Origin of the sequence: Aeromonas sp. 62-46 (genome assembly GCF_001898585.1) — a bacterium.
Taxonomy (GTDB): domain Bacteria; phylum Pseudomonadota; class Gammaproteobacteria; order Enterobacterales; family Aeromonadaceae; genus Aeromonas; species Aeromonas caviae.
Map to the genome: position 1 here is coordinate 106,388 of NZ_MKUI01000023.1, position 23,669 is coordinate 130,056.

Annotated in this window: 25 protein-coding genes; 19 read left to right on the top strand and 6 right to left on the bottom strand. The window is 61.1% G+C overall.

Annotated elements, in window-relative coordinates; all coding sequences use genetic code 11:
* Window positions 1–144 precede the first annotated feature (144 nt).
* Window positions 145–450 (top strand): hypothetical protein, encoded by a 306-nt coding sequence (locus BGO64_RS08785; RefSeq protein WP_286700506.1) that lies wholly within the window; start codon window positions 145–147, stop codon window positions 448–450.
* 19 nt (window positions 451–469) lie between these two features.
* Here the strand turns inward: BGO64_RS08785 and BGO64_RS08790 are convergent, their stop codons facing one another.
* From BGO64_RS08790 to BGO64_RS08800, 3 genes are all read right to left on the bottom strand, one after another.
* Entirely contained in the window at window positions 470–859 is a 390-nt protein-coding gene (locus BGO64_RS08790) for a hypothetical protein (RefSeq protein ID WP_286700507.1), read from the bottom strand.
* A gap of 67 nt (window positions 860–926) precedes the next feature.
* Window positions 927–1,382 carry a phage regulatory CII family protein gene (locus BGO64_RS08795; protein WP_286700508.1) on the bottom strand — a complete coding sequence of 152 codons (456 nt, stop codon included), beginning with the start codon at window positions 1,380–1,382 and terminating at the stop codon, window positions 927–929.
* A 25-nt stretch (window positions 1,383–1,407) separates the two neighbouring features.
* Window positions 1,408–1,674 carry a hypothetical protein gene (locus BGO64_RS08800; RefSeq protein WP_180911231.1) on the bottom strand — a complete coding sequence of 89 codons (267 nt, stop codon included), beginning with the start codon at window positions 1,672–1,674 and terminating at the stop codon, window positions 1,408–1,410.
* 104 nt (window positions 1,675–1,778) lie between these two features.
* Between BGO64_RS08800 and BGO64_RS08805 the strand changes: the two genes are divergently transcribed.
* The 14 genes from BGO64_RS08805 (at window position 1,779) to BGO64_RS08870 (ending at window position 15,287) form a co-directional block, all read left to right on the top strand.
* Window positions 1,779–2,462 carry a LexA family protein gene (locus BGO64_RS08805; RefSeq protein ID WP_180911232.1) on the top strand — a complete coding sequence of 228 codons (684 nt, stop codon included), beginning with the start codon at window positions 1,779–1,781 and terminating at the stop codon, window positions 2,460–2,462.
* A gap of 1,458 nt (window positions 2,463–3,920) precedes the next feature.
* Window positions 3,921–4,688, top strand: a complete 768-nt coding sequence (locus BGO64_RS08810) for a hypothetical protein (protein ID WP_286700509.1) — start codon at window positions 3,921–3,923, stop codon at window positions 4,686–4,688.
* A complete protein-coding gene (locus tag BGO64_RS08815) occupies window positions 4,685–6,508 on the top strand; it encodes a phage N-6-adenine-methyltransferase (protein WP_286700510.1) in 1,824 nt (607 codons plus the stop codon). The genes BGO64_RS08810 and BGO64_RS08815 overlap by 4 nt, the downstream gene beginning before the upstream one ends.
* Window positions 6,505–8,316, top strand: a complete 1,812-nt coding sequence (locus BGO64_RS08820) for a DNA cytosine methyltransferase (RefSeq protein WP_286700511.1) — start codon at window positions 6,505–6,507, stop codon at window positions 8,314–8,316. Before BGO64_RS08815 ends, BGO64_RS08820 begins: the two co-directional genes overlap by 4 nt.
* Window positions 8,317–8,405: 89 nt before the next feature.
* Window positions 8,406–8,600 carry a hypothetical protein gene (locus tag BGO64_RS08825; protein ID WP_286700512.1) on the top strand — a complete coding sequence of 65 codons (195 nt, stop codon included), beginning with the start codon at window positions 8,406–8,408 and terminating at the stop codon, window positions 8,598–8,600.
* Window positions 8,597–9,034, top strand: a complete 438-nt coding sequence (locus BGO64_RS08830) for a hypothetical protein (protein WP_286700513.1) — start codon at window positions 8,597–8,599, stop codon at window positions 9,032–9,034. The genes BGO64_RS08825 and BGO64_RS08830 overlap by 4 nt, the downstream gene beginning before the upstream one ends.
* Entirely contained in the window at window positions 9,010–9,204 is a 195-nt protein-coding gene (locus BGO64_RS08835) for a hypothetical protein (protein ID WP_286700514.1), read from the top strand. Before BGO64_RS08830 ends, BGO64_RS08835 begins: the two co-directional genes overlap by 25 nt.
* Window positions 9,205–9,259: 55 nt before the next feature.
* Complete coding sequence (locus tag BGO64_RS08840) at window positions 9,260–9,517, top strand: hypothetical protein (RefSeq protein WP_286700515.1); 258 nt, start codon at window positions 9,260–9,262, stop codon at window positions 9,515–9,517.
* Window positions 9,517–9,981 carry a single-stranded DNA-binding protein gene (ssb, locus tag BGO64_RS08845; protein WP_286700516.1) on the top strand — a complete coding sequence of 155 codons (465 nt, stop codon included), beginning with the start codon at window positions 9,517–9,519 and terminating at the stop codon, window positions 9,979–9,981. The genes BGO64_RS08840 and ssb overlap by 1 nt, the downstream gene beginning before the upstream one ends.
* A 65-nt stretch (window positions 9,982–10,046) precedes the next feature.
* Window positions 10,047–10,256 carry an excisionase family protein gene (xisR, locus tag BGO64_RS08850; protein ID WP_286700517.1) on the top strand — a complete coding sequence of 70 codons (210 nt, stop codon included), beginning with the start codon at window positions 10,047–10,049 and terminating at the stop codon, window positions 10,254–10,256.
* Window positions 10,232–11,539 carry a site-specific integrase gene (locus BGO64_RS08855; RefSeq protein ID WP_286700518.1) on the top strand — a complete coding sequence of 436 codons (1,308 nt, stop codon included), beginning with the start codon at window positions 10,232–10,234 and terminating at the stop codon, window positions 11,537–11,539. The genes xisR and BGO64_RS08855 overlap by 25 nt, the downstream gene beginning before the upstream one ends.
* Window positions 11,540–11,567: 28 nt before the next feature.
* Window positions 11,568–13,235, top strand: a complete 1,668-nt coding sequence (ettA, locus tag BGO64_RS08860; protein WP_010673216.1) for an energy-dependent translational throttle protein EttA — start codon at window positions 11,568–11,570, stop codon at window positions 13,233–13,235.
* A 111-nt stretch (window positions 13,236–13,346) separates the two neighbouring features.
* Window positions 13,347–13,676 carry a hypothetical protein gene (locus BGO64_RS08865; protein WP_039040029.1) on the top strand — a complete coding sequence of 110 codons (330 nt, stop codon included), beginning with the start codon at window positions 13,347–13,349 and terminating at the stop codon, window positions 13,674–13,676.
* A 255-nt stretch (window positions 13,677–13,931) separates the two neighbouring features.
* Window positions 13,932–15,287, top strand: a complete 1,356-nt coding sequence (locus tag BGO64_RS08870) for an NCS2 family permease (RefSeq protein ID WP_045523766.1) — start codon at window positions 13,932–13,934, stop codon at window positions 15,285–15,287.
* Window positions 15,288–15,371: 84 nt separating this feature from the next.
* Here BGO64_RS08870 and djlA read toward each other — a convergent pair whose 3' ends face one another.
* The 3 genes from djlA to BGO64_RS08885 are packed head-to-tail and all read right to left on the bottom strand — an operon-like array spanning window position 15,372 to window position 17,891.
* A complete protein-coding gene (gene djlA / locus BGO64_RS08875; protein ID WP_043152579.1) occupies window positions 15,372–16,196 on the bottom strand; it encodes a co-chaperone DjlA in 825 nt (274 codons plus the stop codon).
* 19 nt (window positions 16,197–16,215) lie between these two features.
* Complete coding sequence (gene murU, locus BGO64_RS08880) at window positions 16,216–16,884, bottom strand: N-acetylmuramate alpha-1-phosphate uridylyltransferase MurU (protein WP_263309110.1); 669 nt, start codon at window positions 16,882–16,884, stop codon at window positions 16,216–16,218.
* Window positions 16,881–17,891, bottom strand: coding sequence for an aminoglycoside phosphotransferase family protein (locus tag BGO64_RS08885; RefSeq protein ID WP_286700519.1), 1,011 nt, complete (start codon window positions 17,889–17,891; stop codon window positions 16,881–16,883). Before BGO64_RS08885 ends, murU begins: the two co-directional genes overlap by 4 nt.
* Before the next feature lie 174 nt (window positions 17,892–18,065).
* On the opposite strand from BGO64_RS08885, the gene lptD reads away from it, so the two are divergent.
* Genes lptD through rsmA form a run of 4 tightly spaced genes read left to right on the top strand, consistent with a single transcriptional unit; the run spans window position 18,066 to window position 23,669 of the window.
* Complete coding sequence (gene lptD / locus BGO64_RS08890; RefSeq protein WP_286700520.1) at window positions 18,066–20,498, top strand: LPS assembly protein LptD; 2,433 nt, start codon at window positions 18,066–18,068, stop codon at window positions 20,496–20,498.
* A 30-nt stretch (window positions 20,499–20,528) separates the two neighbouring features.
* Window positions 20,529–21,821, top strand: a complete 1,293-nt coding sequence (gene surA / locus BGO64_RS08895) for a peptidylprolyl isomerase SurA (RefSeq protein WP_134997931.1) — start codon at window positions 20,529–20,531, stop codon at window positions 21,819–21,821.
* A gap of 50 nt (window positions 21,822–21,871) precedes the next feature.
* On the top strand, window positions 21,872–22,867 hold the full coding sequence (pdxA, locus tag BGO64_RS08900) for a 4-hydroxythreonine-4-phosphate dehydrogenase PdxA (protein WP_183149955.1): 996 nt from the start codon (window positions 21,872–21,874) through the stop codon (window positions 22,865–22,867).
* Window positions 22,857–23,669: a 16S rRNA (adenine(1518)-N(6)/adenine(1519)-N(6))-dimethyltransferase RsmA gene (rsmA, locus tag BGO64_RS08905; protein ID WP_010673207.1), complete on the top strand. Its 813-nt coding sequence runs from the start codon at window positions 22,857–22,859 to the stop codon at window positions 23,667–23,669. The genes pdxA and rsmA overlap by 11 nt, the downstream gene beginning before the upstream one ends.

Sequence of the window (23,669 nt, forward strand, 5' to 3'; positions counted from 1 at the left end):
TTCGTATGCTTTTTCATGTTCTCATCTCCGCACGATGACTGAACCATGGCCCCGGCTGTTGACGCAGCGCGGGGCCGCCCTTTTGGGGCCTCCCCCTTGTGCTACAGTGGCTTTGCAAGAGTCCCACCTCACAAGGAGAAGGCCATGACCTACGACTACTACATCCAGTTTTTGACCCAGTACGACTCAGAACTCATCCCTGAAGGCCCCGTCCAGTTTCACCATCCCCTCCAAATCGGCGATGTTATCCAGCTCGTGGATGGGGGCGAGTACCATCTGGTGCGCCTGATCACCCATTCCCCAGCAGGCTCTAAGTTGCACCTCTCCGGCAAAGGCCAAGACATTGCAGACCTGTTCTTCTCAGAGCCAGAGCTGATGCCCCCAGAGACAGAAGGGTTTGAAGATACCGACCTCGGGGCGATCATTGCCTGGCAGAAAACCACTCGCTGAGTGCACCACGTGCGAACCTTCAGAGAAGGCCATTGAGGCGTGCCAGATTGGCTCTGGCACGCTCTCTCATCTGCTTGGCCGCCTCTTCTTGCCCTGGGATCACCGCGAACCGGGTGTCGCACAGCACGTGCTCGGAGTCCGCCATGATCTCGTCCATCACGGCACGGGGAACCGCCTTGATTAAGCTGGTCAGCACCAGCAGCAGCTGTTCTTGGGCGAGCCGTTCAACCCGATGCTGGCAGCCGGGGGTAAAGGGGTGGCACAGTGAGAGCGAAGCATTCCCCACGTTGTCAGCGCGCCCTTGCAGCACACCCAGTGCGCCTTGAAGGCGCCGGCGCAGATTGCGATAGGTCTCTTTGCGCTCCCCTTCCAGCTGTTGCCGGTTGTCATCGCTACCCTGTTTACTCATCACGATCTCCTTCGAGTTCCACCAGACACACTGCTGGCACCAGGTTGATATGCCCTGCTTGCTCAACTCACTGGGCACCACCGGATGGCGCCATGGGCAGAGTTCGCACGTTCGCGCCGGTGCTGCGGATCAGCCCCAGCACATGCTCCGCGGCCTGGGTGCCGATGCGCTCGATTTGCCCCTGCTCCATCCGGTCTATGACCCCGTCCGCCCTGGCGTCGTGAATGGCCTGCATGAGCTTGCCGAACACCGCCTGCGCCAGCAGCACCTGCTCAACCAGGTCGTCATCGCTCACCACCCCAGCGGGCAGGTCAACCAGCACCTTGCCGCGGCTAACCGCCCAGGCCTCGAGGATACGGTTGTCGCCGGTCAGTTCGGTGACCGCGACAGCCTCACCCAGGTTCAGGTGATGGGCATCGCACTCCGGGTTGAACTTGTTAGCCAGCACAGTCGGCCCCTTGCCCAACAGACGAGCCAGCTCGCTGATGTTGTGGTGCTTGCCAAACAAGTAGGCTGACCACAAAACATCCGGACGCGAAACCATTGGTTTACTTAACGTGGAGGTTTCGGTTATTTGCGTCATGATCAGCTCCATGGCCATCCTGCGGCTGCAAAGCCGACAGAATATCGGCTGCCCTTGTCGCAAGGGGTAAAGCAGCAATCTCCTGCTGGCTTAGGCCTTGCCTCAGTAATTTCGGTACCCAGGTGGCCGGTACAACATTGCGTTTGAATGCACGCATTACGGCAGGGGGGCTCACTTGCAACGCTTTTGCCAGCGCAGCTTTGTTCTTGAATCGCTCGAGTAATACGTTCATTGCAGCATCCTATCCATCTATCACAGACAAATGGTAACCGAGGATTTCTTTTTATGGCAACTGAAAGTTTCCAATGAAGGCAGGGACAATAGAAGGAATTCGTTATGCAGAAGAGAAACAATGACATGGCACGCTACGAGGCCGACAAGATAGCTTTTGCCAAACGCCTGAATGAAGCCTTAGAGGCTCAAGGGATTAGCGAACGTGGCCGAGCAGGCAAATTGAGGAGCATGTTACGTGATGCGCCATCAATCGTTGCCGTACGCAAATGGCTTTCGGGCGAGAACCTGCCAGAAGTGAAGCGCTTGGGCGAGATCTCCCAGATCATCGGCAAGTCAGTGCAATGGATGCTAACCGGTGAAGACGGTAACGTGGAGGAGTTTTCTGACCAGGTTGGGCTGGTGCCGATACTTTCTTGGGTGCAGGCAGGGGCGTTTTGCAGTAACGGCGACATTCCGCTCCCCGAGGAAGTAGATGAGCGGATCCCCAGCCCGGTCCGGGTTGGCGGCCGAGCCTATGCCGTTCGGGTCAAAGGTGATTCCATGGTGTCTCGCGATGGGGGCCGATCCTATCCGGAAGGCACCGTGCTGATTGTAGACCCGGATGTTCATCCAGATGCTGGCAAACGGGTCGTGGCACGCATCGGTGACGAGACCACCTTCAAAGAGCTGGTACGCGATGCGGGCCAGTGGTACCTGAAGCCGCTCAACCCCCAGTACAGGATGATCCCGGTGACCGAAGAGGTCGTCATCTGTGGCGTAGTTCGCTGCGCAGTGCAAGAAGAGTAAGGGCGCCTCTGGCGCCTTGCTTTTTCCCTTGCAGCCTTCATGGTCCAATGTAACGGCGTTCTGCTAGCAACCCACAACGCCAACTCCCCCCCTCCCCCAGTTTCCATTCAAACAGCTCAGCATTACCCACTCTCCTCGAAGCGAATAAGCTCTACGCCCCACTAATCCCAGCCCCACAGCGGGCTGCCGCATCACGTCCCCACCAACCAGTTCCTGGCACATGACAAAAAAACACAAAAAAACAGAAACCACAGGTTGACCGCAAGGAAACCCATGATTACCATGAAATCACAAACAGAAACCAATTTGCGAAAGACGACCCCAGCCGGAGGGCCAGCACAACACTGGCAGCGGTGGTAACAAACCGCTTGGGGACATAACACCGGCAACCGGGCTGATTCACCTCCCCGCGCTCCCTTGGCAAGGCTGGAATGCGTGCCGACCAAGGTGAACGGAAATTCAAATCAGTGACCGGCTGGCAGCTGGAAAGACAGCGCAGTTGAAGTGATAGCGAACGAAGCGAGTGGCGGGTCTGACTCCCCAGCCACCCACCCGGTGAAAGGCCGGGACACAACTGAGGTTGCATTGGTGCCAAATATCCCACCCCGGTGATGGCGCAAATTGGCTTGGGGCGCGGCCAGTGCAACCCCAGTTGTGGTGACAGCCATCCCATCCGCTGCATGCAGCCGGGAGGTGCCGATAGGAAGTGCAATCGTAGGCCGCCACAGCAAACCGATTTGACCACCCCAAGGAGGTGATCATATCTCCCACCGCAGGGTTACGCGGTCGCCTGGTCCCGCTGTGAAGCGCCACCCAGGCCCTCGCCGAGAGGCGACAGTTTCGATAGGTAGGTCTGCCCGTGAGGGCGCACCGGTACCGATAGCAAGAACGGCTGACTCACTGTGAAGTGCTCAAGCCACCACCACAGGTGCAACGCATGTGGTTACTACTCCTGATGTTGATCTGGCTGCTCGGGCTGGCAGCTGACCAACTTGCAATACCAGCCGTCACCCACCTGACGGCGCCATCAAGGGCAGCACAACCGCCCACGCTGGCACAGGGCTCCGGGCCCTGACCAATCAGCCCGAGTTGTTCTCTCCTGGCCCCGGCAACGGGGCCCTTATCCCACAAGCGATAGCGGCCCAACAGCGGGTCACGACCTCCTATTGCCTGTCGCTTGTGTGATGAGACCAATTTCAGAAATAGCGGAAGCATCCATGCACCCACGCGAGTTCATTGCCAAGCACATCAAGGCAACGCTGGAGAAGGAGGAATTCCCCCCCCCATGCGGTCTCGTTGGGGGTGAGAGAGGCCACCACCTACTTCGACCGGACGCCCAGCTTCGCCAAGGGGAAGGTGTTCGATGAATGCCTCAAGGCGGCCCGTGCAGTAGCCAGGGTTGCAAAGAAGGCCAAGCCCTGATCCGGGGAGCGGGTCGCAACGAGTGAGGGAAAAATCATGATCAACGAAAGCCAGAAAGCGGATTTGCCGGCATCACTTGCTCGCGGAGCACCGCTGAGCAGCGACTCATGGTCTGACTTCGTGGCAAGACTGCGCCACGACTGCGTGGGTAAAGGCGTTCATGACCACTACACCGCTGATGCCATCTTCAAGGTCGAGGCCCGCGTGATTATTTACGGGATAGACCGCGCCTACACCGACAAGCAAGCGGTGATTTGTGATGACTCCACCTGGTTCAGCCCACTGGAATACTGGGAGGACCTCGATGACGAGCAGCAGTCACGGCTCAATCAGGTGGTTCAGCAATCGCACGAGTGCGATTTCCTTGGGCTTGATGAGAGCGACCAATGGGACCTGCTCGATGAGATTGACGACCACAGCGTTGTGGGATGGGACGAAAAGTGGGAGCACGTAAACAGCCACTTCACCAAGGATGCAGCTGAGGCGTTCATCGAGCGCAAGCGGCATGACTACCGCAAAGGCATCCGAGTCTATGTCGATGCCCAGACCCATTGCTGGGAGTACAACACCATCAAGGAGGCCATTCTTCAAGGCCGGATCGGGCTGACCGATGAACTGCAGCGGGTTAAAGAAGAACAGACCGCTCTCATCGAGTTCATCAAAAGTACAGCGGATGTTCTGGATGAGTTGAGTAGTGAAACCAATACCTCGCGCCTCAAAGGTGGAGCCGCAGGTGCAGCGTCAGGTTTGCGCAAGGCGGTTGTTCGCCTTTCAGAAGCGTTTTGTGTGGAGAGTGCAGCATGAACCACTACGCCCAAGCGCTGGCCGAACTGCAGGCCCATCCTGACCACGAACTCAAGCAGATAGGCGACCAGTGGCAGACCCCCAAGGCATTGGCTTGGGGCCTGTTCCACCAGTTCGCCCCCACCCTGGGGCCGGTGGTGCTCGACATGTTCGCCGATGACTGCAACGCCTTGGTGCCGGACTACTACGACGCCGAAGACAACGCCCTCACCCAGGAGCTGGCCGCCGACCTGCGCCGCCTCGGTGGCGCCGCCTTTGGCAACCCGCCCTACTCCCGCCCCTGCGCGGATAGCGAGGGCAACCCCATCACCGGGATGGAGGCCATCCTCAACTACTGCCGCGAGCAGCGGGCACTAGGCGCCAAGATCATGCTGCTCATCAAGGCCGCCACCAGTGAAACCTGGTGGCCGGAGGATGCCGACTTTATCCAGTTCATCAGCGGCCGCATCGGCTTTGAGGTACCGAGCTGGTACGTACCCCGCGACCCGAAGAAGGACAAGCCAAGCGCCAGCGGCTTCGCCTCTGCCGTGGCGATCTTCGATGCAAGCTGGCAGGGTGAGCGCCGCCCCGAGGCACGCCTGCGCCGGGACGACCTCATCACCACCGGCCAGCTCATCCTCGACATGATCCACCGTCAGGCCACGGAGTTGACCCTGGTTGCCCAGCAGGTGAAGCCTGTCCAGCTCGAGGCTACCTCCGAGCTCCACATTTTCCAGACAGAATCCGGCCAGTGGGCAGCCAAATACCGGATTCATGGCGAAGAAGTGGCGGGGGTTGGTGGTTGCAGTTCTGCCGAAGAGGCCCTCACCGAAGCCACCAAGTGCGGCTGGTCTTGGAGCCGCCTGATCATGCCGAAAGACCAGTTGTCATCCGAGAGTTTGCAACTGGGCGAACAATCGCAGACGCTGAAGCTCCAACTGGCCGAACAGGGCTATGCCGATGCCGAGAGCATCATGGGCAAACAGCTCGAGTGTGCCGACCTGGGCGAAGAAAAGCTGGCCACGGCCAGGGGCTATGTGCAGGGTTGGCTGGACGAGCCTTATCCACTCTCCGAGATCTTCTATCGGCTCGATCTAGCCGTCGCAAACCTGCTGGCCGGCAAACCTATCCATCAGGGCTTTATCGCAGAAGATAGTCGTTCCCCTACCCTACCCCACTGGCAACGCCACCCCGCAGTGAAGGGCGTCATCTACCAGATCGACGATGCCGACATCCTGACCCCGGCCAAGACCGCCGAGCTGGCCGCCTGGATCATCGACAACCTGACCGCCCCCGGCAATTTGCTGGAACAGGCCACCGCCAAGGCCGCCGATCTGTTGGCGCAGAGTGCCGAACCTGTGCAGAGCGGACTGCAGCTCGAGCTGTTGTCTGAGCCAGAACCGGATAGCCACCAACAAGACGAGGCCCCCAACATCAAGCCCCTGGAAGACTGGGCCTTCGACTACCAGAACGACGAGCTCAATCTTGGCGGCGCCGAGTGGTCGTGCTTCGTCGCCGTGTTGACCGTGCTCTACGGCGCCAAGGAGCACTACACCGCCCGGGAGGTAGCTATCGCCATCTCGGTCAGCGACGAGCAGCTCATGGACGAATACACCACCCTGGACGAGGAAACCAAGGCGCTGCTGCGCAAGGCTGTCTCCACTCTGAAGCAGGTTGAGGGATACAACTTCACAGAGGCCTTCACCATGCTCGACCTGCATCGCCAGGAGGCCGTCATCGCCTTACTGAACGCCCTGCATAACGAGCCGACCCTCAGCCCCGTCACGCAGAAGAGCGTGATGATCAACGCCATTACCCGAGTGAATGAGGTGATGGCATGAGCAAATCACTTCGCCGGTCCCGCGCCGTCAGGGCCAAGGTGACCGGGGCCCCGCTCAACCTGGAGTCTGCCATCAACGTGGATCTGTTCGCTGGCGGCGGTGGCGCCAGCACCGGGCTCGAGCGTGGGCTCAGTCGCCCGGTACATCTCGCCAACAACCACAACCCCAAGGCACTCTCAATGCACCAGGCAAACCACCCGGAAGCCCTGCACCTACTTGAGGATGTTTGGGCCGTGGATCCAGCGGCTGTACTTGCGGGGCGCTCGGTCGGTTGGCTGCATGCCAGCCCGGATTGCACCCACCACTCCCAAGCCGCTGGCGGACAGCCGCGCAAGCAGGAGATCCGCAGCCTCGCCTGGGTGATCACCAAGTGGTTGGCGTTAGGCAAACCTGCAGTGCTCTCCATGGAGAACGTCAAGCAGATGCGCACCTGGGGGCCCCTCGTCGCCAAGCGGGACAAGGCCACCGGTCGGGTGATCAAGCTGGTCGAAGTTCAGCGCGGCAAGAAAACCAAGATTGAGCACCATATCGCAGAGCCAGGGGAGCGAGTGCCACGCCAGCAACAGTATCTGGTGCCGGATCCCAAGCGCGTCGGCCAAACTTGGCGCCGCTTTCTGGCCAGCATCAAACGTCTGGGATATGTGGTCGACCACACTGTCCTGAACGCCGCGGACTATGGTGCGGCCACCAGTCGCCAGCGCCTCTACCTCGTTGCCCGCCGGGACGGAGAACCCGTTTGCTGGCCCGCCCCGACTCATTGCAAGGCCCCGGCACCTGGCAGCCACCTCAAGCCGTATCGGGTAACGGCGGATCACATCGACTGGTCTATCCCCTGCCCCAGCATCTTCCTCACCAAGGAAGAAGCCAAGGCACAGGGCCTGAACGTCAAACGCCCGCTGGCCGATGCCACCCTGGAGCGCGTGGCTATCGGGGTGATCCGCGAGGTGCTGACCAACCCCAAGCCCTTCGTCATCGAGCTGGCCAACTGGTCAGGGCGCGGTGTCGATTCGGTTGATGCCCCGCTGCGCACCATCACTGGCTGGCCCAAGGGTGGCGCGTTTGCCATCTGCAACCCGAGTCTGGCCCCTCTGGTGGTGCGCCACTTTGGTAAAGGAGGCGAGCACGGGGTGGATGAACCCGCTGCGGCCATCATGGCCGGCGGCGGTGGCAAGTCCATGCTGGCGGCCCCCTTGATGGTGCAGGCCAACGGCGGGTTCAACACCGTGCCAGCCAGATCCGTGAGTGACCCTTGCAGCGTCATCACTTCGAGCGGTAGCCAGCAACAGCTGGTCTCCGCCTTCATGGTGCACCTGCGCAAGAACCTGCCGCCGAGCACTCCGGAGAGCCAGCTGCCCACCATCGTTTCAGCGGGCCAGCACCACGCCATGGTGCAGACCGTGATGGCGAGACCGGGTGAGTTCGGTCTGACACCGGAGCAAGAGGCCGGGGCCCTGCGGGTCAGCGCCTTCCTGATGCGCTACTACTCGAGCGGTGGGCAGTGGGGGGCCGTCACCGACCCGATGCACACCATCACCACCAAGGACAGGCTGGCACTGGTGACCGTGACCTGGTGCGGCAACACCTGGGTGATCGTGGATATCGGCCTGCGCATGCTGGTACCGAAGGAGCTGTATGGCTGCCAAGGCATGCCGCGCCACTACATCCATGACCGCGGTCACGACGGCACCCCGCTCTCCATCACCGATCAAGTGCTGATGGTCGGCAACAGCGTCAGCCCGCCGCCGATGGCGGCCATCGCCAGAGCCAACAACCCGTACAAGCACCTGCAAGCTAGGAGGGCAGCATGACCAAGCAGCAAGCCGCCGGGATCACCATCCTGATGCTCAACACTCTGGCCGCGCTCATTGCGCTGGCACTGATGTAAGGGGGACGCAGCATGATCACGGTCACCGATACCAAAGGACAAAAACACCACTTGGCGCTGGACGCCATAGCCAAGGTGAGCGAGGCCTCTCTCAGCTCACGTTGGCATGGGATCCACGCCTACATCAAGACGTTCGACGGCGATGAGCTGGGTGTGCGGGAGGAAGCCGAGCTGGTACTGGCGCAAATCGAGGCGGGAAGCGTATGAGCATTGTACAGGACATTGCCGAGTGGATTCATGCCCGAACCGGCGGCGCCATCAGTGCCGAGGTGTCCGCCGAGTTCTCCCTCACTGTCAGTGAGGCCAGCATAGTGATGGGCCAGATCCACAGAGAGTCCCGCTTCACCACCCGTATTGAACACTTCTGCATGGTTGGGGATAACGGTCGCGGGCGCCATACCCGCCGCCTCTTCGTTGACGCAGTCAAACCGCCACAGTGGCGCAAGACCCCGGTGGTCGGCATCAATGGGGATCAGATCGTGCGGTTCGACAGCGTCACGGATGCCGAGACCAAGGGCGGCTTTGTCAGGGTAGGCATCACCCGCTGTCTTGCTGGCCAGCAGAAACAACACGGCGGCTACCGCTGGCAGATCGACACAACCAAAGGAGCAGGCCAATGCACCGCTATAGCTACACCCTGAATGCGGCCACCGAACTGGGGGCAACACCGGATCGCCTGACCGGGACCATCGAGGCGCACCACCCGATGACCCACCAACAGATCCGGCTGGCCGCCATCGACAGGGCCCCGGCTCAGTATCTGAACTTCAACGAACTGGAGTACCAGGAGATTGAATCACCTCTGAATTGAATGCCCGGTCATGCTGGCCTGGGTGTAACGAACCACGACTGTCCGGGAGGACACGATGCATATCAAACTTTACCAGCGCAATTATCGGGATGATCTCAAACAGGCCATCCTGCAGGAGCATGCCGGCAACCACCATGATGCAGCCCTCTCCTACAAGAAAGCCCAGCACCATGCCACCAGTGCCAACATGCTGGAGAAGGCCAGGTTCGCGATGGCTCGCCGCATCCACTGCCTCAAGCAGGCGAAGGACCCCCAATGGAAGCAGGTCAACACCAAGTTCCAGCAGCTCTATCAAGCCCAGGAGCATCGCTGATGGCCAGCCGCGGTATCAACAAGGTCATCCTGATCGGCAACCTGGGTCAGGATCCGGAAGTGCGCTACATGCCCGGCGGGAACGCTGTCACCAACATCACCTTGGCGACCTCCGACACCTGGCGCGATAAGCAGACCGGCGAGCAGAGGGAGCGCACCGAATGGCACAGAGTCGTGTTCATTGGGATGTTGGCTGAAGTGGCAGGGAAGCACCTGAAGAAGGGTTCCCAGGTCTACGTGGAGGGGAAACTGCAGACTCGCAAATGGCAGGACCAGAGCGGACAGGAGCGTTACACCACCGAGGTGCTTGTGGACAACTTCACCGGTGTGATGCAGATGTTGGGAGGGAATGGAGGAGGGAAACAGCAAGGAGCAAGCAGCCAGCCAAGGCCAACTCCACAACCGGTGCAGGCGCCGGCCAGCAACGAACCACCGATCGAGTACGACGACGATCTGCCATTCTAGGCCAACGAAAGACAGTGGCCCCGTGGGCCGCTCTTCTCGCCGTGAGGCGTACAGGAGATATGAATATGCATCAGAAAGTGGTTGTGATGGAACGTCCCAGCTGGGTGCTGCCTCGAGTTTTGGAGGAGATGTTCGGGTACACTGAGAAGGCCATCAGCGAGAAGCGTAAGAAGGGCCAGCTTATTGAGGGGGTCCACTACAAATTGGCCCCGGATGGGAAGTATGTCTATCACTGGCGGAGATATGAGGATTGGCTGACCGGAACCAAGAACTGATCGACATCGTTGCTGAAACGCCAGGTGTCGAACTGCACGGCAAGAGTCTTCGCATCGACTTCCGATTCCACGGCAAGCGGTGCCGGGAAACGCTCAACATGCCGGCCACTAAAGCCAACATCAAGCACGCCTCCCGAAAACGGGGGGCCATCCTGCACGAGATCGCCATCGGTGTCTTCGACTACGCCAAACACTTCCCAGACAGCAAGAACGCCCACCGGTTCGCTGGCACGACCGCAAGCCGTGACATTTCGCTAGGTGACCTAGTGGAGCACTACCTGAAGATCAAGGATGTGGACATCGGCGATAACGCCCGTGGTCGCTATCGCTCCATTCTGGGGATGATGGCCGCCGACCTGGACCACACCCGGATCGTCAGCACCTTCCGGACCGAAGACCTGCAACAATGGCGCCGGTACCTGATGACCGAGCCGCGGAACAGAACCAGCAAGCCCTTGGCTCCGAGATCGGTCAACTACTACATGATGGTCGCCGCTGGGCTGTTCAACTTCGCCAAGCAGAACGGCTACACCCACCAGGACCTTTCTTCAGTGCTGACCAAGGTGGAAGTGATCCGGGATAAACCAGACCCTTTTGATCAAGATGAGTTCCGGCGCATGCAGGAAGCAGCTCGGCACGATATGGATGCGATGTGGATCCAGCTCGCATGCTGGACAGGCATGCGTACTGGGGAGCTCTGCTCCCTAGCATGGGAGGATGTTGACCTGGAGCGCGGGGAGCTCCAAATCCGCCGCAACATCACCCAGGCCCGCAACTTCAAGGTACCGAAGACCGGACATGAGCGAACCATTGTACTCCTGCCCCCTGCAATCGAGGCGCTGAAGCGCATGCGGCCAATGACAGCCATGCGCCAGTCCCATTACATCAAGAAGACGTTGAGGGACCGCCGGCAGGTCGACGAGAAGGTCACGTTTGTATTTAGTCCAGACGTCACCAGCAAGACGCCCGGGCTCAGTATCTGCTACACAGCCTTCACCTTGGGCGACAAATGGGACAGGTTGATAAAGAGGGCTGGCATTCGCCGCCGAACCCAATACCATATGCGCCATACATTTGCTTGCTGGATGCTAACCGCGGGCGCAAACCCTGAATGGGTTGCGTCTTACCTTGGGCACGAGGACAGCACCATGGTGCGAACAGTCTATGGCAAATGGATCCCCGAACAAGACCGCGACGAAGCGGACAGGGTTTGGGGCAGGCTTGGGGCCAGCTTTTCTGATTTGGCCCCAATACAGCCCCAAGATTTCACAGCAACACAATAACAACCTGTAAATTAAAGAGAATTAGCCAATGGCTCAATTTATTTACACCATGAACAGGGTTGGCAAGGTCGTGCCACCCAAGCGTCATATTCTCAAGAACATCTCCCTCTCCTTCTTCCCGGGGGCCAAAATAGGCGTGCTGGGTCTGAACGGCGCCGGGAAATCGACCCTGCTGCGCATCATGGCGGGCATCGACACCGAGATCGAAGGGGAAGCCCGTCCGCAGCCCGGCATCAAGATTGGCTACCTGCCCCAGGAGCCGAAGCTGGATCCGGAGCAGACCGTACGCGAAGCGGTCGAAGAGGCGGTCGGCGACGTCAAACGCGCCATGGCGCGCCTCGACGAGGTCTATGCAGCCTACGCCGACCCGGATGCGGATTTTGACAAGCTGGCCCGCGAACAGGGCGAGCTGGAAGCCATCATCGCCGCCCAGGGCGGCCACAACATGGAAAACCAGCTGGAGCGCGCAGCCGACGCCCTGCGCCTGCCGGCCTGGGATGCCCAGATCAAGCACCTCTCCGGTGGTGAGCGCCGCCGCGTGGCCCTGTGCCGCCTGCTGCTGGAAAAGCCGGACATGCTGCTGCTGGACGAACCGACCAACCACCTGGATGCGGAATCCGTGGCCTGGCTGGAGCGCTTCCTGCACGACTACGAAGGTACCGTCGTGGCCATCACCCACGACCGCTACTTCCTCGACAACGTGGCGGGCTGGATTCTGGAGCTGGACCGCGGCGAAGGCATCCCCTGGGAAGGCAACTACTCCTCCTGGCTGGAGCAAAAAGATGCCCGTCTGGCCCAGGAAGCGAGTTCCGAGGCCGCCCGTCGCAAGTCCATCGAGAAGGAACTGGAGTGGGTTCGTCAGAACCCGAAAGGCCGTCAGGCCAAATCCAAGGCTCGTATGGCTCGCTTCGAAGAGCTCAACACCAACGACTACCAGAAGCGCAACGAGACCAACGAGCTGTTCATTCCGCCCGGACCGCGCCTGGGCGACAAGGTGGTGGAGGTGGCCAACCTCTGCAAGTCCTATGGCGACCGCCAGCTGATCGACGATCTCTCCTTCTCCATTCCGAAGGGTGCCATCGTCGGCATCATCGGTCCGAACGGTGCCGGTAAATCGACCCTGTTCCGCATGATGTCGGGTCAGGAGCAGCCGGATTCCGGTTCCATCACCCTGGGTGACACCGTGGTGCTGGCCTCCGTGGATCAGTTCCGCGACAGCATGAACGACAAGAAGACGGTGTTCGAGGAAGTCGCCGACGGCCAGGACATCCTGCGCATCGGCAACTACGAGTTCCCGAGCCGCGCCTACATCGGCCGCTTCAACTTCAAGGGTTCCGACCAGCAGAAGCGGGTCGGCGAGCTCTCCGGTGGTGAACGTGGCCGTCTGCACCTGGCCAAGCTGCTGCAGACCGGCGGCAACGTGCTGCTGCTGGATGAACCGACCAACGATCTGGACATCGAAACCCTGCGCGCCCTCGAGAACGCCCTGCTGGAGTTCCCGGGTTGCGCCATGGTCATCTCCCACGACCGCTGGTTCCTCGACCGCATCGCCACCCACATCCTGGACTACCAGGACGAGGGCAAGATCGAATTCTTTGAAGGCAACTTCACCGAATACGAAGAGTGGAAGAAGAAGACCTACGGTGCCGAGGCTATCCAGCCGCGCCGCGCCAAGTACAAGCGCATTGCCAAGTAAGGCGAGGCAACAGCCGCGCCGCCAGGCATGACGTCACAAGGGGAGCCGGGGCTCCCCTTTTTTGCCTCTTCTGACTTACAATCTCCACCTCTACCCCAGCGATAGCGACCCATGACCCAAGCCTCCACCACCAGACTCACCATCCAGATCCGGCTCGAACCCGGCTGCCTGGGGCCGGATGGCAAGCAGCACATCGATACCTTCTGCGCGGCCGCCAACCGGATCCTCGCCGCCATCGAACCCCGACGGGTGCACTGGGTGCTGCTGCCCCGCCATGACAAGCAACTGGCCGAGCAGGCCTACTTCCTTGATGGCCGCCCCTTGAGTGAAACCCAGGCCACCCTGCTGCTGCAACGCATGGGGTTGGCCCTCGATCCCTTGCTGGAGCAGAGCGATGCCGTGCTGAGCCAGCTTATCGAACGCTACCAGAAAAACCGTTGATCCCGATGTGGAAACGGGGCTCTATTGGTCCCCTTTCCCCTGCCTCTGAGGGAAAACGTTTGAATTTTTACTCTATTCATTGATCCGCCTCGCACATCCGGGGTTTGTAAACCTGGCCGCCTGTGTGAAAATGTGCGCGCTGTCACGGTATCAGGACGAGTCTGGTCACTTCACCGCCAGAATCAGGATCCGTCGCCCCGCATGGATGGGCCGGGCCCCCTGCTGCCTATTTCACGTCACCCATTGGAATCCAACATGAATCAACCACATCACGCTACCGGGCAGACCGCCAGCCCGGCTGCCGGGCAGGGATTGCTCGAGCGCCTGTTTGCCCTGCGCGGTCATGGCACCACGGCCCGCACCGAGGTGATCGCCGGCATCACCACCTTCCTGACCATGGTCTACATCGTCTTCGTCAACCCGCAGATCCTCTCTGCGGCAGGCATGGATACCCAGGCCGTGTTCGTTACCACCTGCCTCATCGCCGGCATCGGCAGCATCCTGATGGGTCTGCTGGCGAACCTGCCCATCGCCCTGGCTCCCGCCATGGGCCTCAACGCCTTCTTCGCCTTCGTGGTGGTGGCCGGCATGGGCTACTCCTGGCAAGTGGGCATGGGCACCATCTTCTGGGGTGCGCTGGGCCTGCTGATCCTGACCCTGCTGCGGGTACGCTACTGGCTCATCGCCAACATTCCTCTGACACTTCGGGTCGGCATCACCGCCGGCATCGGTCTGCTCATCGCCCTGCTCGGCCTGCACAATGCCGGCATCGTGGTCGCGAGCCCCGCCACCATGGTGACCGTGGGCAACCTCACCTCCCTGCCCTGCCTGCTGGGGCTGCTCGGCTTCTTCCTCATCTGCATCTTCTCCGCCCGCGGCGTCCACTCCGCCGTGCTCATCGCCATCGTGGTGACCACCACCCTGGGCTGGCTGTTCGGCGACGTCACCTTCAAGGGCTTCGTCTCCGTGCCGCCGAGCATTGCACCGGTCTTCGGCCAGCTGGACCTGATGGGATCGCTGGACATCAGCCTCGCCGGGATCATCTTCTCCTTCATGCTGGTCAACCTGTTCGACTCTTCCGGCACCCTGATCGGCGTGACCAACCGCGCCAAGCTGGCCGATGACAAGGGGCACTTCCCGCGCATGAAGCAGGCCCTGGTGGTGGACAGCGTCAGCTCCGTCGGCGGCGCCTTCATGGGGACCTCGTCCGTGACGGCCTACATCGAGAGCAGCTCCGGCGTCGCCGTCGGCGGTCGCACCGGCCTGACCGCCATCGTGGTGGGCATCCTGTTCCTGCTGGCCATCTTCTTCTCTCCGGTCGCCGCCATGGTACCGGCGTATGCCGCAGCGGGGGCTCTCATCTACGTGGGCGTGCTGATGTGCTCCGAGCTGACCCGGGTAAAGTGGGAAGACCTGACCGAAGCGGTGCCGGCCTTCATGACCGCGGTGATGATGCCGTTCAGCTTCTCCATCACCGAGGGGATCGCCGTGGGCTTCATCTCCTACTGCGTGATGAAGGCGGGCACCGGCCGCTGGCGTGAGATCAACCCCTGCGTGCTGGTGGTGGCCCTGCTCTTCGTCCTCAAGTTTGTCTGGGTCGATGCCCACTGATTTTTCTTCCATGGAAAGAAAACCAGACTCTGAAAACAAAAATGCCCGTCATCGACGGGCATTTTTTTATGGCGGGTACAGGGCTCAGCGAATGCCGCGGGCCTCACGGATCCACTCCCAGGCCTGCTGGATCTCCTGGGTCTTCTCCTTGGCCATCTCCATCATCTCGGGGGGCAATCCCTTGGCGGCCAGCTTGTCAGGGTGATGCTTGCTCATCTCCTTGCGATAGGCACGCTTGATCTCCTGATCGCTGTCGCTCTCGTTCACCCCGAGCAACTGATAGGCATCCTTGAGGCGATCCCGGGAGGGGGCCTCCTGGCGGTATTGCTGCCCCTGGCCACTGCCCTGCTGTTGCTGGCGGTGGAAGAAGTTCATCTGGGCCTCGGCCATTGCCAGAATGCGAGCCAGCTCGATGCGACTGAACCCCAGCTCGTCGGCGATGGTTTGCAGGATAGCCCGCTCGTTCGCCTCCACCTGACCGTCGGCGAAGGCGGCCTGCAGCTGGACCTCGAGGAAGAAGCGCAGGATGTCGCGCTGCCCCAGGCTCGCCTGGCGAAACTCCGCCAGGGTCTCGCGCAGGGGGAAGTCCGCCTCCTTGCCAAGGCGGAACGACTCCTGGGCCCGTACCCGCTGCTCTCCGGCCAGACGCATCCTGTCCATCAGGTTGGACGCGACCCGTATTTCGTGCTCGGTGACCTGGCCGCTCGCCTTGGCGATGTGGCCCATGACGGCGAAGGTGGCATGGAAAAAGACGGCCTGTTGCTGCTGGCTGGGTGCCCGCTGGAAGGCCCCGCGGATCCCCATGCCCCGATCGAAGCGATGGCCGATCCACAGGCCCAGCAGGGCACCGAAGATGTTGCCGAGCAGAAAACCGAAGAAGGTGCCAAGCACCTTGCCCCAAATACGCATGGTTCAAGACCTCGTGATGTTAATGGGTGCCGGCGAGCAGTTGCTCGTCCAGCTCGCGCAGCCGATCCACTGTGCCGATGTCGCGCCACTCGCCAGCCAGCAGGCTGCCACCCACCCGTCCCAGCGCCATCCAGTCGCGCAGCAGGGGGGCCAGCTTGCGCGCCCCGCAGGGCAAGCCGGCAAAGGCGGCGGGGTGATAGAGGCCGACGCCGCTGAAGGTGAGGGCCGGGGTGTCCAGCACCCGACCCGCTTGCAGGGAGAAGTCCCCTTGCGGATGCTGGGGAGGGTTGGGCACCAGCCAGAGGTGGGCGAGATCGTCCCCAAGCGGCTGGTTCACCAGAGCGCGATAATCCAGGTCGAGCCAGGTATCGCCGTTGATCACCAGAAAGGGTTCGCTGCCCAGCAGAGGCAGCGCCTGCACGATGCCGCCGGCGGTCTCGAGCGCGCTCTCTTCGGCCGACCAGTGGATGGATACCCCGAGCGCACTGCCATCGCCGAGGGCCGCCACCAGCTTGTGTCCGAGCCAGGCGTGGTTGATGACAAGTGTGGTCACGCCGGCTGCCTTGAGTTTTTCGATATGGTGCACGATGAGCGGCTTGCCCCCCGCCGCCAGCAGCGGCTTGGGCAGCAGATCGGTGAGCGGACGCATCCGCTCGCCGCGCCCGGCGGCCAGGATCATCGCCTTCATGGTGTCACCCCGGTGCGCGCCAATCCGGGCAGCACCACCTGCTCCAGCCACTGGCCGAAGCGGGCCAGCACCGGATAGGCGGCGCCATGGCTGCGACAGACATCAACGACGTAGCCGAGGGTACGGGGAATGTCCTTGAGGTAGCCGGCCTTGCCATCGCGGTGATAGAGGCGGGTGAAGATCCCCGCCGCCTTGAGGTGGCGCTGCATGCCGGTGAGATCGGCTGCGCGACGAAACGCGGCATAGTCCAGATTGCCGAGCAGACCGGCCCCTTGCAGGGTGTCGAAGCCAAGTCGCATGCCCTGCTCGATCACCACGTCCGGCCAGCGCACGTAGCAATCTTTGAGCAGGGAGACCAGGTCATAGCTCAGCGGCCCGATGACCATGTCCTGGAAGTCGATAAGGGCGAGGTCGCTCTCCTTCGGGTTCGTCCCGCCGCACACCATCAGGTTGCGGCTGTGGAAGTCCCGGTGCATCACTCCTTGTGGCTGGGCCAGGTTGCTCGCCGTGAGGCAGGCGAAGGTCTCCGCCAGCAACTGCTGCTCTTCATCACTCAGAGCCAGTTGCAAGTGATGTCCCAGCAACCACTCGGGGAAGATGGCATTTTCCCGGGCCATGAAGGCCTCATCGAAGGGCTCGAGCTCGAGCGCCACGGCGCCGAGCCTTGGCAGCAGGGCGATGGCCTTGCCATACCAGGCCAGTACACTCTCTTCGTTGAGGCAGCCGATAAGCTGGGTATCCCCCAGGTCTGTCACCACCAGCAATCCCTGCTCGTAGTCGACCCCCTTTACCTCGGGGGCCAGCAGCCCCGCATCGTGCAGGGCGGCCGCATTGCGAACGAATTCATGATTTTTTTCGGTTTTCGGATTAGCATCCACCCACACCAGACCGCCACCCCGGAAGTAGCGGCGGAAACTGGCGTCACCGGAAATAAGCGTCAACGAGAGGTTGGCGTCACCGGAAATCCGGCGAGCCCATTGCAAAAGCAGGGAAGCGCGATCGTGCATGAGTCGGGAACCAAATTGGAAAGCAGCACTTGGCTGTTAGCCCTGGCCGCAATAATGCTTTATCATTGCCGGCTAACATAAAGCAATGACATGCAATGTCAACTCGATGGATCCTGACATAAAATGCATGCCCTGAATCCACCGTTTTTACTACGGATTGCGCGAGCCTTTCACATGACAAAATGGACACTGGGATACTCCTGTCCCATCGCCCTGACCATCAGCCTTGTTCCTGCCCTGAGTCCGCTCATGGCCCAGGCAGCGCCACTCAATGCGCCACCCGCTACCGGGATCCTCGACAGCCTCTGCTATGACTATGTTCCCAAGATAGAGAAGCCCAGTGCGGACCAGGACGCCAATGCCCAGCCCGTCGAGGTGGATGCCGATCGCCTGGAGGCCAAGCAGGGCGGTACCGCCGTCTACGAGGGTGACGTCAAGGTGCGCCAGGGCGTGCGCAAGTTCGACTCCGACTATGCCCAGCTCGACCAGAAGAGCCGGGATGTCATCGCCATCGGCAACATCTATTACAACGATGGCCAGATCACGGTCACCAGCGACAAGACCCTGAAATCCAACCTGGACACCAAGAACTCCGAGCTGGAAGAGGGCAAATATCAGGTCCATGGCTCACCGGTGCGCGGCTTCGCCGAAAAGGTGACCATGACCAACAACAACCAGAACATCACTCTGGAAGGGGCCCAGTACACCACCTGCCCACCGGGCCAGGAGGCCTGGACCCTGAAGGCCGGCAGCATCGACATCGATCAGTCCGAGGTATTTGGGGAGGCCTGGAACGCCAGCCTCTGGCTCTATGACTATCCGGTCTTCTACTTCCCCTATATCAACTTCCCCATCAAGGATGAGCGCAAGACCGGTCTGCTCTACCCGGGCTATACCCAAAGCTCCAAGAACGGTATGGACATCACCCAGCCGTTCTACTGGAACATAGCCCCCAACTACGATGCCACCATCACCTCACGCTTCATGGACAGACGGGGCCTGATGGAACAGGTCGAGTTCCGCTACATGCCGGACCCGGCCCACGTGGGGAGCCTCTACTTCGAGAACCTGGCAGACGACAAGCAGTACGACGAGACGGCCAGCCTCAATCAGCATCTCTCTGACGGTCACCGCTACCTGCTGAGTGCCCGCCACACCTCCATGTTCATCGACAACGCCATGCGGGTGTCGGTGGACTACACCAAGGTACGGGACCAGGACTACAACTACTTCAACGACTTCACCCCCAAGGTGGGGACCCAGGTCGACAACCAGTTGCAGCAATCCCTGAAGGCAGGTTACTACCAGCAGAACTGGAACCTCGATGCCGAGGTACGGACCTACCAGATCCTGCTGGCCAGCGCCCAGCAACCCCACGAGCTGATGCCGCGCATCAACCACAACTACTACCAGCAGGGCAACTGGTACGATCTGGCATGGAATACCGAGCTGACCAACTTCGGCTACAACAACGATCAGGCCATCGAGCAGAACAAGGGGGAAGCCTACACCGGCACCCGGGTCTACACGGCCCCCACCCTGACCATCCCCCTCGTTGACGAGGCAGGCTACTTCCTCGACAGCCAATACAAGCTGATGTACACCCGTTACGACCAGACGGTGCCTGACCAGATGAGCAGCACCTTCACCAATCGTTTCACCCCGAGAGAGGGCGGCGACGTCACCCTGGAAGAGGGGACCATCACCCGGGTACTGCCCTCGTTCCGTCTCAAGGGCGGCATGACCTTCGAGCGGGATCAGCAGTGGTTTGGCGAGGGAGCCAACCAGACACTGGAGCCTGAATTCCAGTACCTCTATGTGCCCTACAAAGATCAGGACAACATCGGTGTCTATGACTCCACCACCATGCGCCAGGACTACTACAGCCTGTTCAGCGATCGTCGCTTCGCCGGTCTGGACCGCATCAGTGACTCCAACCGGCTCTCCTTGGGGGTCACCACCCGCATTTATGATCCGGCCGGGGATGAACGAATCCGGTTGGCCGTTGCCCAAGCCTTCGACTTCGTTGCGCCCAGGGTCAAGCTTTACAGCAGCGATGAGCTGAGCACCAATACCCGCTCCCCGCTGTCGTTCGAGGGGGACGCCAAGATCAACGAGCAGTGGTATGCCCATGCGGGGGCACAATATGATATGGAACAGCGCCAGATAAGCTCTGCCAACAGCGCCCTGGAATACCGTCACGAGAAGTTGATCAGCCAGTTGAACCACCGCTTCGTGCGGGATGCCAACTACGACCTCGACCACAAGGGGCAGGTGACGGATCTCAACCAGATCGGCCTGCTGCTGACCACCCCGCTGGACGATCGCTGGCACCTTTATGGCGGCTACTATCAGGAGCTCAACCAGAACGTCAAAGTGGACCGCAAGGTGGGTCTGAAATACGACTCCTGCTGCTGGAGCATCAACTTCAACCTGGAATGGGTCAACACGCCAGACAACGTGAACCTGACCCCGACGTCCGAGCGCAGCCTCGGCATTCAATTTGAAATGAAAGGATTGGGTAGCGTGGGTACCGGCTCCAAGGGCACCTCCCTGGACACCGAAGCACTGCCTTACATTCGTCCGTTTAACCTGCGAGACCAGTAACCGGTCTGGCAAACGCCTTGAGAGATGGATATGAAGAAGACGTTGATTTCCCTGCTGACCGCAGGCCTGTTCGGAGTCATGAGCCAGGGTGCCCTCGCCGCCCCCGAGCTGATGGACAAGGTGCTGGCCGTGGTCAACAAGGATGTGGTGCTGGCCAGTCAGCAGGAGGCCCTGGTGCAAAAGGTCAAGGCCTCTGCCCAGGAGAGCGGCCAGTCCCTGCCCGATGACGTCACCCTGCGCAAGCAGGCGCTGGATCGCCTGATCCAGGAGAGCCTGCAACTGCAACTGGCGGAGCGCCAGGGGCTCAAGATCAGTGACACCCAGCTGGAACAGGCCATTCAGAGCATCGCCGCCGACAACAAGATGAACCTGGAGCAACTGCGCGCCCAGCTGGAGCGGGAAGGCCTGACCTACGCCCAGTACCGTGAGGAGGTGCGCCGCGAAATCCTGATGAACGAGGTGCGCCGCAGCCAGGTCCGCCGTCGCATCAACATCTCCGATCAGGAGGTTAAGCAGGTGGTCGAGGCCCTGAGCAAACAGGGCCAGCAGCAGACGTCATATCATATCGGCCATATCCAGGTCGCGCTGCCGGACAACCCGAATGCCGAGCAGCTCAACGCTGCCAAGGCCAAGATCGAGCGCATTCTGACGTCCCTGAAAGAGGGGGCAGACTTCCGCAAGCTGGCCATTGCCGAGAGTAACGGTCCCAAGGCGCTGGAAGGGGGTGACTGGGGCTGGTTGAGCCCGCAGGAGATGCCCACCCTGATGGCGGAAGCCGTGCAAGGGGCCGGCAAGGGTGACATCGTCGGCCCGCTGCGCTCCGGCGCCGGTCTGCACATCATCAAGATCTTCGACACCAAGGGCCAGCAACAGGTCATGCAGACCGAGGTCAAGGCGCGCCACATCCTGATCAAGCCCTCCATCATCCTGAGCGAGGAGAAGGCCAAGGGCACCCTGGACGGCATCCTGCACGACATCAAGAGCGGCAAGGCCAGCTTTGCCAGCATGGCAGAGAAATACTCCGAGGATCCGGGCTCTGCGGTGCAGGGTGGCGAGCTGGGCTGGTCTGATCCCAACGTCTATGTACCGGAATTCCGCGACATGCTGGGTCGCCTGCAACCGGGCCAGATCAGCGAACCCTTCCGCACCAGCCACGGCTGGCACATCGTGCAGCTCGAGGATCGCCGCAGCCAGGACGCCACCGGTAAGGCCCAGGAGCAACGCGCCTACCAGCTCATCTTCAACCGCCGCTTCGCCGAAGAGTCCCAGGCCTGGCTGGATGAGCTGCGCGACGAAGCCTACATCCAGATCGAACCCAATTGATGGGCGACAAGCAGATGAACAAGGCGCATCCAGGGCACGCCGAGGCACAGCTGAGCTGCCACCGGCTTGCCATCACCCCGGGTGAACCGGCTGGCATAGGCCCGGATCTGGTACTGCAGATTGCCCAGCAGGATTGGCCCCACCAGCTGGTGGTGATCGCCGATCCCGCCCTGTTGCGCGAACGGGCCGCCCTGCTGGGGCTGCCCGTCGAGCTTGAACCCTATGACGAAAGCGCCCCCACCCGTCCGCAGCGGGCGGGGACTCTGACCGTCTGCCCCGTGCCGCTCGGCGCCCCCGTGGTGCCAGGCAAGCTGGATGAGGGCAACGGCGCCTATGTGCTGGCCACCTTGCAGCGCGCCTGCGACGGCAACCTGAGCGGCGAATTTGCCGCCGTGGTGACCGGGCCGGTGCACAAGGGGATCATCAACCAGGCGGGCGTCTCGTTCAGCGGTCACACCGAGTTCTTCGCCCAGCAGTCCGACACCGCCGATGTGGTGATGCTGCTGGCCACCGAAGGACTGAGAGTGGCCCTCGCGACCACCCATATTCCCCTTGCCTATGTGGCCAAGGCCATCACCGAGGATCGCCTTGGCAAGGTGATCCGCATCCTGGATGCGGATCTCAAGCGCAAGTTCGGCATCGAACACCCCAGGATCTATGTCTGCGGCCTCAATCCCCATGCCGGGGAAGGGGGTCATCTGGGCCGTGAAGAGATCGATGTCATCGAACCCGCCCTGGCCGCCCTGCGCCAGGAAGGGATCGATCTGGTCGGCCCGCTGCCGGCCGATACCCTGTTCCAGGACAAATACCTCAAGGATGCGGATGCGGTACTCGCCATGTACCACGATCAGGGGCTGCCCGTGCTCAAGTACAAGGGCTTTGGCAACTCGGTCAACATCACCCTCGGACTTCCCTTCATCCGTACCTCGGTGGACCACGGCACAGCGCTGGATCTGGCAGGCAAGAACCTGGCAGACCCCGGCAGCCTCACCACCGCGATCAACCACGCCATCCAGATGGTAGAGAAAAAAAGATATGAGCAGTAAGGTGCACATGGGCCACACGGCCCGTAAGCGTTTCGGTCAGAACTTCTTGCACGACCGGTATGTGATCGACCAGATAGTGGCCGCCATCAACCCGCAACCGGGTCAGAATCTGGTGGAGATCGGCCCGGGTCTGGCTGCGCTCACCGAGCCGGTCGCCGCCCAGATGGACAAGATGACCGTGGTCGAGCTGGACCGTGATCTGGCGGCACGTCTGCGCGAACACCCCACCCTGAAAGAGAAGCTGACCGTCATCGAAGCCGATGCCATGCGCTTTGACTTCAGCACCCTGATGGGGGAAGGCAAGGGGCCACTGCGCATCTTCGGCAACCTGCCCTACAACATCTCCACCCCCCTCATCTTCCACCTGTGCGAATTTGCCGACCGGGTGGAGGACATGCACTTCATGCTGCAAAAGGAAGTGGTGCTGCGTCTGGCCGCCGGCCCGGGCAGCAAGGCCTATGGCCGTCTGAGCGTGATGACCCAGTACTACTGTCAGGTAGTGCCGGTGCTGGAAGTGGGCCCGGGCGCCTTCAAGCCGGCGCCGAAGGTGGATTCCGCCGTGGTGCGTCTGATCCCGCACAAGAACCCGACTATCGTCGCCAAAGACATTCGTTGCCTGAACCGGGTCTGCACCGAAGGCTTCGGCCAGCGTCGCAAGACCATTCGCAACAGCTTCTCCAACTTCATCACCGACGCCCAGCTGACCGAGCTTGGCATCGATGGCAACCTGCGCCCGGAGAATCTCTCCCTCGAGCAGTTCGTCACGATCGCCAACTGGCTGGCCGACCAGCAACAGGCCTGA